This window comes from Tunturiibacter gelidiferens (genome assembly GCF_013410115.1).
Taxonomy (GTDB): Bacteria; Acidobacteriota; Terriglobia; order Terriglobales; family Acidobacteriaceae; genus Edaphobacter; species Edaphobacter gelidiferens.
This window is the reverse complement of the sequence record NZ_JACCCV010000002.1, coordinates 2,139,265-2,153,657: the sequence shown is the minus strand read 5'-3', so window position 1 is coordinate 2,153,657 and position 14,393 is coordinate 2,139,265. Positions and strand designations below refer to the sequence as shown.

At 52.9% G+C, this 14,393-nt stretch carries 12 protein-coding genes; 7 read left to right on the top strand and 5 right to left on the bottom strand.

Annotated features, from left to right (window positions below):
* Positions 1-126: 126 nt before the first annotated feature.
* Positions 127-690 carry a 3'-5' exonuclease gene (locus tag HDF12_RS21030; RefSeq protein ID WP_179586662.1) on the bottom strand — a complete coding sequence of 188 codons (564 nt, stop codon included), beginning with the start codon at positions 688-690 and terminating at the stop codon, positions 127-129.
* A 114-nt stretch (positions 691-804) separates the two neighbouring features.
* Between HDF12_RS21030 and HDF12_RS23010 the strand changes: the two genes are divergently transcribed.
* The 3 genes from HDF12_RS23010 (at position 805) to HDF12_RS21015 (ending at position 4,053) form a co-directional block, all read left to right on the top strand.
* Complete coding sequence (locus HDF12_RS23010) at positions 805-1,557, top strand: SOS response-associated peptidase (protein WP_179586660.1); 753 nt, start codon at positions 805-807, stop codon at positions 1,555-1,557.
* A 424-nt stretch (positions 1,558-1,981) separates the two neighbouring features.
* Positions 1,982-2,584, top strand: a complete 603-nt coding sequence (locus HDF12_RS21020) for a hypothetical protein (RefSeq protein ID WP_179586658.1) — start codon at positions 1,982-1,984, stop codon at positions 2,582-2,584.
* On the top strand, positions 2,581-4,053 hold the full coding sequence (locus HDF12_RS21015; protein ID WP_179586656.1) for a S1 family peptidase: 1,473 nt from the start codon (positions 2,581-2,583) through the stop codon (positions 4,051-4,053). Before HDF12_RS21020 ends, HDF12_RS21015 begins: the two co-directional genes overlap by 4 nt.
* A 262-nt stretch (positions 4,054-4,315) precedes the next feature.
* Here HDF12_RS21015 and HDF12_RS21010 read toward each other — a convergent pair whose 3' ends face one another.
* The gene (locus HDF12_RS21010) at positions 4,316-4,792 is read right to left on the bottom strand and encodes an NUDIX hydrolase (protein WP_179586654.1); all 477 of its coding nucleotides are present in this window, start codon (positions 4,790-4,792) and stop codon (positions 4,316-4,318) included.
* Positions 4,793-5,586: 794 nt separating this feature from the next.
* Between HDF12_RS21010 and HDF12_RS21005 the strand changes: the two genes are divergently transcribed.
* The 3 genes from HDF12_RS21005 (at position 5,587) to HDF12_RS20995 (ending at position 9,596) form a co-directional block, all read left to right on the top strand.
* Entirely contained in the window at positions 5,587-6,411 is an 825-nt protein-coding gene (locus HDF12_RS21005; RefSeq protein WP_179586652.1) for a helix-turn-helix domain-containing protein, read from the top strand.
* Between the two features lie 117 nt (positions 6,412-6,528).
* Positions 6,529-8,073, top strand: a complete 1,545-nt coding sequence (locus HDF12_RS21000; RefSeq protein WP_179586650.1) for a hypothetical protein — start codon at positions 6,529-6,531, stop codon at positions 8,071-8,073.
* 20 nt (positions 8,074-8,093) lie between these two features.
* Positions 8,094-9,596, top strand: coding sequence for a hypothetical protein (locus HDF12_RS20995; RefSeq protein WP_179586648.1), 1,503 nt, complete (start codon positions 8,094-8,096; stop codon positions 9,594-9,596).
* 226 nt (positions 9,597-9,822) lie between these two features.
* Here the strand turns inward: HDF12_RS20995 and HDF12_RS20990 are convergent, their stop codons facing one another.
* The 3 genes from HDF12_RS20990 to HDF12_RS20980 are packed head-to-tail and all read right to left on the bottom strand — an operon-like array spanning position 9,823 to position 11,844.
* Positions 9,823-10,605 carry an SOS response-associated peptidase gene (locus tag HDF12_RS20990; RefSeq protein WP_179586646.1) on the bottom strand — a complete coding sequence of 261 codons (783 nt, stop codon included), beginning with the start codon at positions 10,603-10,605 and terminating at the stop codon, positions 9,823-9,825.
* 14 nt (positions 10,606-10,619) lie between these two features.
* Complete coding sequence (gene ku, locus HDF12_RS20985) at positions 10,620-11,456, bottom strand: non-homologous end joining protein Ku (RefSeq protein WP_179586644.1); 837 nt, start codon at positions 11,454-11,456, stop codon at positions 10,620-10,622.
* A 49-nt stretch (positions 11,457-11,505) separates the two neighbouring features.
* A complete protein-coding gene (locus HDF12_RS20980; RefSeq protein WP_179586642.1) occupies positions 11,506-11,844 on the bottom strand; it encodes a hypothetical protein in 339 nt (112 codons plus the stop codon).
* A 258-nt stretch (positions 11,845-12,102) separates the two neighbouring features.
* Here HDF12_RS20980 and HDF12_RS20975 point away from each other — a divergent pair, with 258 nt between their 5' ends.
* Entirely contained in the window at positions 12,103-14,121 is a 2,019-nt protein-coding gene (locus HDF12_RS20975) for a SpoIIE family protein phosphatase (RefSeq protein WP_179586640.1), read from the top strand.
* The last annotated feature ends 272 nt before the right edge of the window (positions 14,122-14,393 follow it).

The window sequence follows — 14,393 nt, the reverse complement described above, 5'->3', positions numbered from 1 at the left end:
GCAATCATAAAGAAAGAGCGGCCCACTTTACCTGGGTCAATTCCTTGATCCAGCCTCGCGTCTTTAGGAATACAGCTGCGTTGCCCTCTTTTGGAACGTCAAGACCACACGGAGTATGTTCCTTGCCTATTTGAGAGAATCACTCAGTTTCTGAGCGAAAGAGCTCAGAGATACAGCCTCCTCTCGTTTTGTGAGAGATATCGGGGTCTTATCAACTTTACCTTGCATTCTCCGAAGTATGGATGCATGTACGCGAGCTGTATTTCTAGCGTCAGGCAGCGCTCCATGCGGTACACCGTCGAACTCCAGATCCAACATTCTTACAGCGTCGCCCAAACTTATTTGTTCTCTAGTGACGAAGATCCCCTGAAAAATTGTGCAGAGGTCGATCGGACGAACGAAAGGGCTGATAAGACCAAGAGAAGCACATGTCTTGGCAATGACCGGGACATCGCCACCCCAAGTACAGCAAGGCTTCCTTGCGGGTCGAAACTTTTCCGTGATCACTGGGAGAACCTCTGCAAGAGTCTTGGCACTGCGTATATCTTCTTTCGTAATACCCGTGATCTGCGTGCACTTGGTACTGATTTCCCAACGCTTTGGGCGAATAAAATAAGAGCTCTCCTGGATTATTTCGAGGGTGCCAATGTCCATCTCTACCAGACCGATTTCGATGATCTCTTGCTTCATCCCAGGCAAACTCTCCCGCCATGCTCTGGAACAGCACATCCTGGTCTGCGTTATCTGTCGTTCACCAGATCCCTTTTAGTAGGTGGAATGCCAACTTGGATCTAATGGAATAACATGTGTGGTCGTTACGGACTAAGGTCTGACAAACAGCACATCGCCACCGCGTTCTACGCAAAGAAGATAAATCCCAAGGTCATTCTCGCGCCGAACTACAACGTCCCACCAAGCACATTCCTACCTGTCATTCGGCTAGACGAAGAAGGTGATCGTGAACTGACCCTATTGCGATGGGGTATAGTTCCCTTCTATTCAAAGGATGACGAAGCCGCATTCAAGATCACGAATGCTAGAGCTGAGACTGTTGCAACACTGCCAGCTTTCCGTGAGGCTTTCAGGAAACGTCATTGCATCGTTCCTGCCGATTGGTTCTACGAATGGCAGGGATTGGACCCAGAAAGAAGACACAAGCGTGGGCAATTGCGCGTAGGGACCGAAAGCTATTCGGCATGGCTGGTCTATGGGAGAGCTCGGACCAATCCGGCCACTAAAGAGCCATTAGAGACGTTCACTATCATCACGACTGAGCCTAACGAGATCATGCAGCCGATTCATACACGAATGCCTGTAATCCTGCGACCAGAAGACTATGGACGATGGCTAGAGACACCTGACCCAGCAGGTCTACCAACAGATCTTCTAAGGCCATCACTGCTGGAGCTGGAGGCGTGGAGGGTAGGTAAAGCTGTCGGTAGTGTTCGGAACAATGGTCCTGAGATGTGTGAATCGTGGAGTGACGGTCCATGTTCATCTCTCTCGTTGTTGCCTGACGTTCAGGAACAAGCAGCCTTGCGACGATTACGCCTATAAGAGGCAGAATGCCAGTGCCTATCATTGTCGTTGTAGTGGGTTCCGGTACAGGTCAGGTGGCAGTAAACGTCGAGTCCCCCACGCTGTTGAACACCAGAGCCCCATCCGTTGTTCCGAATTCCCACCCTGGATTGGTAACTCCCGTACCAGTAAGGGGACCAAACGCTGATCTCAAATCGTAAGTTCCAACTCTGTCCCTCTTCGAGTGGAGTAGGATTGGTTCCGAGGGCAGCACAGTCCACGGAGACACTTTGGAAGACATCCTTTCAACCGTCGTCGGAGAGTTTGTGAAGGCGCTTATTGAGCTTGGGGTCAAGAAACTCCCGGACCTGTTCAAAGCCAAGAAGACAAAATTCGCGTCGGGGCCGCGAGATATAGTCTCTCGACCGGCCCTCTGTTTCGAATGCGAGTTGAGAGATGGTCTATGACAACGAAGAACAATGTGATGGCGGGTCTCGGACTAGGAGTCCTAGTAGGCTTGCTACTTGGCCTGTCTGTGTCCAACGTTGTTGGGGCCGCCGTTGCAGCCTTAACTGCTTTACTAGCCACTTTCTTCGGTTTAGGGTCGAGTAGCAGCGAAGGGCGGAAGTTTGAGATAGATGTCGTTCGAATAACATCATTCAGTTTTGCCTGCGTTTTTGGCGTTGTCTTGGGCGTCTCAGCTCGTACCCATGGTTGGCTGTCACCTTCTATCAGTGAACAAGTAGCGAACTGGCAGAGAGCCGGCTTTAAGGCGGATGACGCTCAACAGATCGTCAAACAGATGATGGTTGGGGAATTCGCCAGCGAAGTTGGCTCGAAGACCAACGTCATGCCATCGCAGATAGGCGTAACTGGTCTATTCGATTCTGCCACCAATTGGTGCGTCCTCCTAAATCCGAAGCGGTCCAATGGATCAGCGGAATTGGTCGATCTTGCTCGATCATCTAATAAAGATCTCGCGAAACTCCTAGATGCAACAGACAGCCTTAGTTTGGACCAGAGAGCAGATGTGGTGCGTGCGGCTTATGAGGTGAAATGCCAATGAAGAATGTTTCGCATACTTCTCCGCTTTGGAGCTTAACGTTACTGGTCCTTTGCCTGGCAAATAGAAGTGTCGCCACTGCGCAAATCGATCCGACGGCAGCCATAATCAGTGCTGCCGCAAGGTCTGTGGTACAGATCATTACTCTGGATTGTCCGGGACTAGAACCTTCACGGGCGGGCTCGGGTTTTATTTGGACTTCTGCCGACCACGTCGTGACAGACCTGCATGTGGTTGCGGGCTGTCCGACGATCAAGGTGTTTTCACCGTCCGTTAAATATGTTGTTGGCCACGTGGAACGTGCACTACCGGATGCGGATCTCGTCCTTATCAAGCTTGATAAGCAGATTCCGTTCACCCCTCTCACGGTCAGCAGCTCGCTTCCTAAGGCGAATGATGTATTAGAAGCGATAGGCTATTACTACGGAGTTTCTACGGTAGATAACCGCCCTCTAAAGGTGACTATCGGCTCTCCTGTTCTTCAAGATATGCTGACCGACAACTTGGCGCAATCGATAAAGAATGCGGGCTATTCGAAAAAATTTCTTGAACTAGATATTCTTAGACTCGATGGGAACCTAACTCCTGGGCTTTCGGGGGCTCCTGTGATCGATCACTCTGGAAAGGTTGTTGGTATCGGGTCGGGAGGTTTAGAGCAGGGTCTCTCTGGCATCGCGTGGGCTACGCAGGCTCATTATCTAGCGGAGTTAAAGACTGCCCCTCCGTTGCCGTTGAATTCAACGGGTACTGCCTTTACTTCTGTTAAGTCTACGAAAGCGTTCTATTCCGCTTCCGCTGAATCGGGCGGAACGTCTATTCGCTGTGGTGATCTCAGCTTTGTGAGAAGCAAATCTAGAACGGTAAAAGATCTATTACCCACGCACGACGACCAAATCGGATTCCTGCAAATCGCTTCGACGACCGGACTAAAGTTGGACATTATCAATGAGGTTGCTCTCGATGTGTATTCGGAACCGTCCTCAGGGGGCAGCTTTGCGGTCCCTGCTGGAACAACTCTAGCCGAGACCGATGGAATCTGCCGTGCGCATCTTGCAAACGGGAAGGTTGAGATTCAAGTGTTTTCTGCCAAAAGATCGACACCGTTCGAATTGAACAACGCCTTCTTAGCTTTCGAAGGTCAACAGACTGTCGGCTCCCCCCTTCAGTGGGGAGTGGACCCATCGTTTACATATCCCGCGCCGCACCCAAGAAGTGACGGTTTTCTAGTTTTTAGAAAGGCCGCAAGGGGCGTATCGGGGTATACATGGCGCGGAGAGGCATTAGAAACGATCATGGAGAAAGGACAGCAAGCGATTGGAATCGTGGTAATCAATAGTGACTACAATCCACCCCTGTATCAGCAGTGCTTAGCGTCCCCACAGAGCGAGAGCTGTCAAGGAGTCATGTCTGATTATCGACTGTGGGTTGCGGGTGGGCTAGGTGTTCATCTTTCAAGTTTTCCTCAGAGCTAAATGGACTAAGCCTGTCATGGACTGTTCAGCATCTCTGGTCCATTGCGACGATAGTACCGCCCGCACTTAAGCGGCTACCTTCCTGCGCCGCGGTGTCTTCTTGGAGGCTGTCTTCTTTGGTTTCCTCTCGGCTAGGCTACTTCGAAGAGCATCCATGATGTTGACGACTTTAGTTTTGGCCGGTTCAGGTTCTGGCTCAGGCAGCGGTTTACATTTCCGTTTGGCTTCGACCAGCTTCTTCACGGCGGCCTCAACGTGGCCGCTATTCTAAGCTTGCCAGTCGTTGCATTAGACGATTTAGCAGAGGAATCTGTTCCATACGAAGAAATTCGCGAGCCCTATCAACCGAGAACCATTCTCCGCGATCCACTTCTGGAATCAAAATCTTCTTGCCTGAGCGGGGCGGCCACTCGACCTCGCAGGTGTTGCTGACAAGCTCTGTGGGTTCGCAGTTTCCTTGGAAGGCCCAGGCGAGAACGACCTTGCCTGTTTTCTGCTTCACGGATCCAAGTTTGATAAAAGGTGCAAAGACCTTGAACGCAGTCTCTTCTTGAAACTCCCGGATTGCCGCGACTAACGGCTCCTCGTCAGTTCCGTACTCGCCCTTAGGAATGGTCCAGAATCCTTCGTTTTTCTTGGACCAGTAAGGACCACCCGGATGCATTAAGAAGACCTCAATCGTGTCCAAGGCTCTGCGGTACATCAGAAGCCCGGCACTTCGTTTTAGTGTCTTGCTCATTGGCTATCGAAGAGGTCCAGCCACGTCGAGTGATAGAAGGGTATCGGTTTTCGGCCTGAAGTTCGTAAAGGACCGCCGCAGGCATATGAACCTATGTGATGATTGCGAATGATGAATATTGCGCCATTTTAAGCTGCCTTGGGCAGGCTTCGTCCTGAATCGTGAGAACGCAGTCAGGAATTCCTCCATATAGCGCTTCTTGGCGATAGCCTTCAGCCTCGCTGAGCTCATGGATCTCTTTAGGCGTGATGGCGAGCGCGTGCAGCCTAGTCGTTAATGTCTGTTCAATCTACACTTCAGCTGATTTTGATCCGATGAAGAGTTCTAATCCTGAACCATCGGTCTTGGGAAACCTGGATCCGAACTGGCCGCAAACCCGACTTTCAGCCGGGTTCAGTTTACCCTTTCCAGATAGCCGGTAATACGCAACTTGCCGGAAGCATACCCGATCCGACCGGGTGAATGAGTAACTGGCCTATTATCAAGAGCCAAGAAGGAATCTGGACTCCGTTTCCTTGGTTTAAGACTGCTTAGTAATCCAGGTGTTGCTGCTTATGGCGGCGGAGGTCGAAATCTAAGAGGATGGCCCGAGGCTGGAGAGTGCGCCTGCCGCAAGACGGCACAGCTGCGAGTGAGTGAGTTGTCGGCGACCGCCGCGTTGGTCCAAACCCCCGTTCAGAAGCTCATCTTTTGGGGTTGCACACGAAATCACGGCCAAATTTGATTAAAATTCTGCATTCACGGGGTGTGCCGAGTGTTCACTCCTCCGTGCCGTTTCTTGCGGGAGGTACCGGATGCGGATCCTTATGAGCAGTCGGGCTCGTCCAGAGCTTAGCCCTTACGTAAGAGCTTACGCGCAGCGTGTCGTTGAGAAGGATGATCCGGTCGTCGTCCAGTCTGTTCCCGCTGAACTCGAGCAAATTCTCAATCTTGAGTTTGGCGTTATGCCCGGAATTGATCACCGAGATCAGCACGAGGTGTCTCACGCCGCTTGGTTTGGAGGGGCGCAATCCTCATTCTCTGGTTACTTGGAGCTGCGCCCCGGGGTTGAGACATTCGCTGTTTTCTTCCAACCAGCGGGATGGTCCCTGCTCTTCAATGTTCCCGTCGTGGAGGTAACGAACCGAATTATAGATGCGACCGCAATTACAGGGGCTGGTTTTCGCTCTCTGTGGAACCGCGTGGGAGAGGGATCTACTTTCGAAGCGCGCGTGCAGATCGTTGAAGAATTCCTGGTTCGCCGCATAGCCCGTGCCGCCCAACACAACAAGATGACCTGTGCCGCCAACTACATCTTTCGCCACCGCGGAGCCCTCAAGATTTCCTCACTCGCCAATCACTATTCGCTCGGAGTGCGCCAGTTCGAACGAGCCTTCGAACATGAAAGCGGCATCTCTCCCAAAGCCTTCGCGCGCATCGCCCGATTCCAAGCCGCTGTCGATGCGCGGTTGGTCTCGCCGTATCGAACCTGGCTCGACATCGCTCACAGCGTCGGCTATTACGACCAGATGCACATGATCCACGACTTCGAAAAGCTAGGTCGTGCCGCACCAACCGAGCTTATTACACAAATCGGAGACGGCCGCCCTCCCGCCCTTGCCTCTGAAGAAAATAAGTAGCAATGTCGTATTTTTACTAGGCGCAATCTCACTAAATCGGCCATCCTTATCCACTGCCGGGATGATGCACAGTTCGATCCCGCTCCAAACGCGCGCATGCCGCTCAGGAGTGGTCAAATGAAACTAATTCAAATCTTCGCGACTTCCTCTATACTGCTCACCAACTTACTAGTATTCTCGACCAGCCTCTTAGCGCAGGAGAACGCTCATCGACGTCACCAGCGTTACAAACTAATCGACATTGGCACCTTCGGGGGACCTCAAGGCTTTGTGAATCCTGAAGGGAATGGCGGCCCGTACATCAACCACTTCGGGATGATCGTGGGAAATACTCAAACCGCAACCCCACTTCCCGGAAACGCTGACTTTTTCCTTTGTGCTCCCGGACCAAATGTAAACCACGCATTTGTTGCGAGAGCGGATCGCCCAGTAGATCTGGGTGCGCTTCAGCCGAGCGAGGACAATTGCAGCAACGCTCTTGGCATTAATGACTACGGCGAGATCGCTGGCCAATCTTCGAATGGCGAATTCGATCCGCTGCTCGGAGTCAATCAGATGCGTGCTGTCGTGTGGAAGGGCGGCAAGATCGAAGACCTGGGAACCTTCGGAGGAAACGAGAGCGCCGCCGCGTCGGTCAACAATCGCGGACAGGTGACCGGCTTTGCGCTCAACGATGTTCCCGATCCCTATTCCATCTTCGGCTCCTTCTTTTTACAGTCGCCAAACTCGACCCAGACGCGCGCGTTTGTCTGGAAGGATGGAGTAAAACGCGATATCGGCACGCTCGGCGGAAACGACGCACAGGCGTTCCCGGGTTATATCAATGATCGCGGCGAAGTCTCCGGGATTTCTTACACAAACACCACACCGAATGCGACCACTGGCTTCCCGACTATCGATCCTTTTCTTTGGAACGGTTATGAGATGATCGACGTCGGAACGCTTGGTGGTCACGTTGGATTTGCATTCGCTCTCAACAATCGCGGTGAAGAGGTTGGTGATTCCAGTATTGCTGGGGATATCTTCTTTCACCCATTTTTCTGGAGTAACGGCGTCATCACCGACCTCGGCACCTTTGGAGGCAATTACGGAGATGGCAACGATCTTAACGACAACGGCGAAGTCGTAGGCGATGGCTATTTTCCGGGTGATCAGGTCCACCATGCGTTTCTTTGGAGCCATGGGAATAAGAAGGACCTCGGCGTCTTACCTGGAGACAAGTGCTCCACAGCCTGGGCCATCAACTCACGTGGTCAGGTTGTTGGCTCTTCCGGCATGTGTGGCTTTGGCACACGGGCCTTCATTTGGGAACAAGGCGAGATGGCAAATCTCAACGATCTTGTATTCCCCAAGTCAAACGTCATCCTGTTTGAACCCACCGTCATTTCCGAGGACGGAAGGATCGGAGTCAACGGGCTGCCGCCCGGCTGTGATAACGGCGACCTTTGCGGCCATCCATATCTGTTGATACCGGATGGCGATTGCGACGATGATCTGTCGGCCCGGATTACGGCTGACCAGAGTCGTCCTGCAGAGACGCTGGCGTCAATCCCTCCGCCTACCGATCAAGCGACCAAAACAGACGTGGTGAAAACCGCGATGGATAGACTCCGCGACCAGATGCGGCGAAAGCTGCGGAACAGCAAGGGAGAACAGCCATGAAGCCCCCTCGTATAAACTCGATGCTGCTCATCAACTTAGTTCTACTCTCAACTATCCTCACCGCTCAAGACGATGCCGCTCGACATCACCCCCGTTACAAGCTGATCGACATCGGTACCCTAGGAGGCCCCATCAGCTACGGTCCCGTGAATGGACTTGGCAGTAAGCTGTTGAATAACGAGGGCGTTGTCTCTTCCTATGCGGACACCACGGCTCCAGATCCTCTCGCGCCGTGCTATGTCCCGGACTGTTTGGTTGCGCATGCATTTCGATGGAGCCACGGCATTATAACTGATCTCGGCGCTGTGGACGACAGGTATGGTAGCGCTGCAGGTTCGCTTAACGACTGGGGATGGAGTGTCGGCCAGTCTGAAACTGGCGTGATCGACCCCGTCTTCAACTTCCCGCTGTTTCATACGGTGCTTTGGGGAGGACGGAAGCTTGTGGACATTGGCACTCTTCCGGGTGGTACCACAAGCATCGGAATCTCTATCAACGATGCTGGGCAGGTAGTGGGCTTTGGGAACAACGACATTCCCGATCCGTTCGCCCTTTTCCCAAGTAGTACACAAATGCGAACATTCCTCTGGCAAGATGGCAGGCTCCAGGATATCGGCACGCTTGGCGGACCCGACAGTGTCCCGGGTCCAGGCTGTGACAATCAGCGGCCCGGTGTCATCGTGGGGCAGTCGTATACCAGCTTCACGCCAAATGGCACCTCAGGAGTACCAACCCTGGATCCATTCTTGTGGGATAAGGGCACCATGATCGACCTGGGAAACCTCGGTGGCACCAGCAGCGGAGCGACATGCATCAATAATCGGGGCGAAGTCATTGGTGAATCCAATCTGCCAGGAGATCAGACCTTCCATGCTTTCGTTTGGCGAAATGGACGGATGCAAGACCTCGGCACACTCGGCGGGGATTTTTCAGAAGCTTGGTGGATCAATGATGCCGGCGACATCGCGGGCTCAGCTGACCTTCCCACGCCTGGCCTGCATGATGCTGTCGTCTGGAAACACGGGCAGATCCATGATCTCGGAACTTTGCCAGGCGATCCGTGCAGCCGCGCTTACGCCACCAACTCGCGGAGTCAGGTCGTCGGTACTTCGACCGACTGCGTCAATGCCCTGCATGCGTTTGTCTGGGAAGAAGGTGGCCCAATCCTTGATCTGAACACGCTCATCCCACCGGGCTTGGGCCTGCAACTCACGAATGCAATCAACATCAACGACCGCGGGGAAATTCTCGCCAAGTCTTTCTCCATAGGTACAACACCGCATGACGACGAAGACCTGGGCCATCTCGTTCTGCTGATTCCCTGCGAAAACCGTGACCATGACGGTGCCTGCTCAGATCATGATCGCAGAGATGCTGAGATGACTGCGCCCGTCTCTGCTCCCCCTACCATCCACATGCCATCAACTGTAGCTCGGCAGCATTACTTGAAGCCGACAGATGTTGCCGCGACCTTGCGAGCAAGGCTGGCCCGTCAATTGCCGAACCCGAACTCACCAAGGTGATCCGGTGAAATAGCCCGGGCCTAAGTTTGCTTCTCTGCATTATCGTGTTGGGTCGAGCAGCGACACCAGAGACTTCGTTTGTTTCAGATGTGGCTGGATGATACGCACTTGCTTAGTTGTTCCCGCAAAACGGGGGTTTTCGGTAACTTGCAGGAAGTTAATAGCTGGCCGTGATCGATGATAACAACACGATGACAGTGGGATAATTTCTGGATTACGTTAGATTTCATGCACTGTTTAGCATCTCTGGACCGTTGCTCCTTACGTTCCCAACGAGCCGATTTGCTGGCGTCATCCTCATGCCATCCGACTCGTAAGGACGCAGGAGATCTATTGGAGGCCGCGACTCATGGTAGTCGTTGAGCCAACGGTCATAGTCGCGTGGGTGCAGGATGACAGGCATACGGTCGTGGATGGGATCTGTAATCTCGTTGGCTCCGGTTGTTACGATGGAAAAAGTATCGAGCGGTGGGTGCGAGCTTCCTTTTCTGGGTCGCCACTCCGAAAATAATCCCGCCAAGGCGTACGGTGCGCCGTCGGGCATCTCGAACTTATAAACAGGTCTGGACCCTGCCTTTGGCTTAGACGACTGCTTCGGCTTCGCCTGGATGTCCCCGAACAGTCCATGCTCTCCCGGTTCAATAGGGGACGGCTGAGGGAGGCTCGGACGCTGTAGCCATTCGTAAAACCCATCCAGCGGGATGAGACAGCGAGTGTGAGTGAAAGGGCCTCTCCAGATCGGCTTGTCCAATATCGATTCCGCGCGCGCATTCGTGGTCGAGAAGATCTTGAATTCGTCGGGATCGGCCATCTTCGCAGGCACCAGTCCCCACCGCATCATGATCAGTTCTCTCTCGCCGCTCTCCCGATCTGTTCGGATGACAGGCTGAAACGTTGATGGGGCAATGTTATAGTCCGGCGGGAGTTCAAAACCAGGAGGGAGCTTACCCACCTTGAATGCTTCGGCTATGCGCTGTTTGTCAGAGCGTCTGTAGTAACGACCGCACATCACTCTCTCCGATACTAAGCAGCCGTCTTCCGACGTGTTGTTGTCTTCGAGGCTGTCTTCTTGGGCTTGCTTTCGGACAAACTGCTTCGAAGTGCGTCCATTATGCTAACAATCTTGGTTTTCGCCGGCTCGGGTTCTGGTTCAGTGAGTGGCTTGCCTTTCCGCTTTGCATCTACTAACTTCTTCACGGCAGCCTCGTAGTCATTTTGATACGCGGACAAGTCGAATTTCGACGTACTCTTATCGATTAGCTGTTTTGCCAAAGCAAGCTCATCAGAATCTACGGATGTTTCTTTCACTTCCGAAAGGGATGATTTTGGATCGCGCAATTCATCTTCGTAGCGAAGCATGTAAAGCATCAGTCCCTTTTGCTTTGGATCAAGCGGCGCACCAATGGCGACTAAATGTTCGCGGCCACTGAATGCAATTTCTCCGATGCCCAGGGTATCGGTCTGAGCGAGGGCTTTGCGCATGATGCTCAGCGCCTTCGCTTGAACTTCATCTTTAGGCGCGACGAAATAGGGTCGATCATATAGCGCAGAAGAGATTTCGTCAGCTTTGACAAACTGTTTGATTTGCATCGTTGTCGCGGTGGGTATGCGAAGCGCTTTCAGTTCGTCTGGGGCGACCTCTATGTATTTATCTTTGGCGTATTCGAACCCCTTGACGATATCGGCCTTCTCAACCTCGCCGCTCTCATCAACGTTCTGATGGTGTACGCGCCTATGCGTCTTGCGATCAATCTGATGGAATTCGACCTGTCGTCCAGGGTTGGTAGCGGGAAAGATATTGACCGAGATGGAAACGAGAGAAATCTGGATTGATCCAGACCACGTGGGACGAGTTGGCATCACAGCTCCTGGCTAAGTCCTGTGAGAGTATGATGCGGCGAGTTCCCCTCTAGTCTTCCAGCAAGTCCTTAATGCGCTCGACCGTGGCTTGCCAGCTTGCGTGTTGCTCGTTACTGAGCGTGTCTAGTGCGTCTGTAGCTTCCTTGGGTGCGCCCTCTGTCTTCAGATATTTCGCCAAGATCGCAATATCATCGTCGAGTCGCTGAAGGTTTTCACGCTGGATCACTGCAATCCGCTCTGAGATGGCTGCGTGATCACGGACAGGCTCTGGAGACTTGGGTGCAATGCGGTCTGTGAACTTCAGGGTGCTGACGTCCTGATGGAATCGGGTCAGGTATGTGCCTGGGAGTTCGAGATCCACATATCGACCGTTAGAGCTGACGCTCATAATCTCCCACTCCGAATCAGATCGCTCAGGTATCACCCGGTCCCCGATCTGTGGCATCGGCGGTGGTGTAGGTGGATGAGGCGGTCCGAGCGGAAGGGTTCGATGTTCAGCCTTTTTACGTGGTTTCGCCATATTGAAGCCAGCGTAGCAGAACGGACGGCGGTATGATTTCCGAAAAGATCCATCCTGAGAGGCGCACCTATGCGCTATATGGGTACTTCGATTGCGCTGTTGGTCTTATTTAGTCTCGCGATAGAAATGCATGGACAGACTGTCGGCTCGGCGAGTCATACAGGCATGGTCCAGATGGAACCCACTTTAGGAAATTCAACCGTCGCTCTGTCTGGCCCCTGGAAGTTTCACGTGGGGGACAACATGGCATGGGCCAATCAGGACTTCGACGATTCGGCCTGGGGAACCATCGACCTAACGCCAAAGAGGGATTCAGCAGAAGCCGAGCTAGGCACCAGCGAATATATCCCCGGCTGGACAGCCCAAGGCTATCCAAATCACAAATCGGGATTTGCTTGGTACAGGCTGCGGCTCAACGTACACAATTCACATGGCAGATTGGCGATTAAGATGCCGAATGAAGTGGACGATGCATATCAGGTCTATGTCAATGGTCAATTCATTGGGGAGTTCGGCAAGTTTCGTAAACACAGGGTCATCACATACAGCACCTTACCAGAAGCTTTTCAATTGCCCCCCGAACTCAGCAATGGGCTCATGACGATTGCTGTCCGAAGTTGGATGGATAATGCGACACCATTCTTAACTTCAGACGCTGGCGGTTTGCACGAACCGCCTGTTCTCGGTCGGAAGGGAGTTATTTACGCTCTGGTCAGGGAGGATCAGGCCGAGACTGTAAACCTGATTTTCAGTGGCGTCGTCGAGATAATTCCACTTATGCTCGTTTGCATAGTTTCGGTCTTCCTCTTTTGGATGGATCGAACAGAGCCTGCCTATTTGTGGCTAAGTGTCGTCTGCGCTGTCTCGGTAATCGCCATTGGCATCATCCTTGCCGTCAGTTTCGTGCCGTGGATCAGCCTGACCCCTGGAATAGTCTTGGAGGATGTCATCATTGGTCCGATCCGGATCGGACTGTGGCTTATCTTTTGGGGCTATTGGTTCCGAATCAGCCGAATGCGCTGGGTTCATCGCAATGTATGGGCTTTGGTCGCTCTGACGATGGTCGGCACGGCGATGATGCGTGCGCCTATCTACGGACAGCACGTTCCAGTCCATGCGTCCGTCTACCTGACACCTATTTTGCTGGGACTAAGGCTTAGTTTTGCAGCGCTTCTTTGCGCGATTACTTTTCGAGGCATTCGCCAGCAGAAGACCGAGCGTTGGCTGGCATTCTCCGCAGTCGTTCTGGTGGCCGTCGCTCTTTTTCAACTGCAACTCCGCCTTCTGCTTCACCTACCGACTGCATATAACATTCTCGGATTTGACGTTCAGTTGGGAACCATCTCCATGATCTTTTCTCTCTTTCTGATCACGGTTATGCTGGTGCGTCGATTCCTGCATACTCAACGAATACGCGAGCAGTGGAAGGCGGAGATCGAACAGGCCCGTCAAATTCAGCATGTGCTGATTCCAGAGCAACTCCCGCAGACGCCAGGTCTTGCGATCGAGAGCGAGTATCGTCCGGCGCGCGAAGTTGGTGGGGACTTCTTCCAGATCCTCCCTGTGCAGGATGATGGCAGCGTACTGATCGTGGTCGGTGACGTTACAGGAAAGGGTTTGCAAGCTGGAATGCTTGTTGCGCTAATCGTAGGTGCCATAAGAACAGCGGTCGAATACGACTCCGATCCTTTGGAGTTGATGAACAACTTGAATGATCGGCTATGTGGTCGCGGTCGAGCCAGTGCGACATGCCTTATCCTCCAGATCCGCACAGATGGACGGCTAACTCTGGCAAATGCTGGACACCTGCCACCGTATCTGAATGGCAACGAGATCGAAATGGGGGGGTCTCTGCCGATTGGCGTTGTGCCAGGCGCGGAGTTCTTCGTTTCGCACTTCACGCTTGCGCAGGGAGACACGTTGATGTTGATGTCCGACGGAGTCGCGGAGGCACAGGATCAACAGAAGCAGTTGTTTGGATTTGAGCGCATTAGGCAGATGTTGCAACGGCCAATATCGGCAGCAGATTTGGCATCAGCCGCGCAAGAATTTGGCCAAGAGGATGACATTCTCGTTCTAAGGATCCAGAGACAGCCCGAGCTTGAGGGACAAATCGGTGCCGCAACCACCGTCGTAGCGACATAGGGCACAGAGCAGGAATACAGAATTTACACCCATAGATTTGTGTTCGGCTATTCCTGAGCCTCGGCCCAGCCACGCTGCCACGCCTGACTCTAAGTGTCGTCATTCTGCCCACCGCTCTGCCCACACTCGATGCCCTTGTTATAGTCGGCGACTTCTTCATCTGTGTGCTTATGCAACATGAAAGGTTCGTATCGATGGTGGCTTCTCCGCTAAGCCCCCCTTCACTGTACCCTTCGAGGCTTTGATCTTTGTCGCTCTCATCTGGCACTGGA

Excerpts from the sequence above, each read along its gene's own strand:
- HDF12_RS23010 (WP_179586660.1), top strand. The coding sequence starts at position 805 with ATGTGTGGTCGTTACGGACTAAGGTCTGACAAACAGCACATCGCCACC.
- HDF12_RS20975 (WP_179586640.1), top strand. The coding sequence starts at position 12,103 with ATGCATGGACAGACTGTCGGCTCGGCGAGTCATACAGGCATGGTCCAG.
- HDF12_RS21030 (WP_179586662.1), bottom strand. The coding sequence starts at position 690 with ATGAAGCAAGAGATCATCGAAATCGGTCTGGTAGAGATGGACATTGGC.
- HDF12_RS20980 (WP_179586642.1), bottom strand. The coding sequence starts at position 11,844 with ATGAGCGTCAGCTCTAACGGTCGATATGTGGATCTCGAACTCCCAGGC.
- HDF12_RS21015 (WP_179586656.1), top strand. The coding sequence starts at position 2,581 with ATGAAGAATGTTTCGCATACTTCTCCGCTTTGGAGCTTAACGTTACTG.
- HDF12_RS21010 (WP_179586654.1), bottom strand. The coding sequence starts at position 4,792 with ATGAGCAAGACACTAAAACGAAGTGCCGGGCTTCTGATGTACCGCAGA.
- HDF12_RS21020 (WP_179586658.1), top strand. The coding sequence starts at position 1,982 with ATGACAACGAAGAACAATGTGATGGCGGGTCTCGGACTAGGAGTCCTA.
- HDF12_RS20990 (WP_179586646.1), bottom strand. The coding sequence starts at position 10,605 with ATGTGCGGTCGTTACTACAGACGCTCTGACAAACAGCGCATAGCCGAA.
- ku (WP_179586644.1), bottom strand. The coding sequence starts at position 11,456 with ATGCCAACTCGTCCCACGTGGTCTGGATCAATCCAGATTTCTCTCGTT.
- HDF12_RS21005 (WP_179586652.1), top strand. The coding sequence starts at position 5,587 with ATGCGGATCCTTATGAGCAGTCGGGCTCGTCCAGAGCTTAGCCCTTAC.
- HDF12_RS20995 (WP_179586648.1), top strand. The coding sequence starts at position 8,094 with ATGCTGCTCATCAACTTAGTTCTACTCTCAACTATCCTCACCGCTCAA.
- HDF12_RS21000 (WP_179586650.1), top strand. The coding sequence starts at position 6,529 with ATGAAACTAATTCAAATCTTCGCGACTTCCTCTATACTGCTCACCAAC.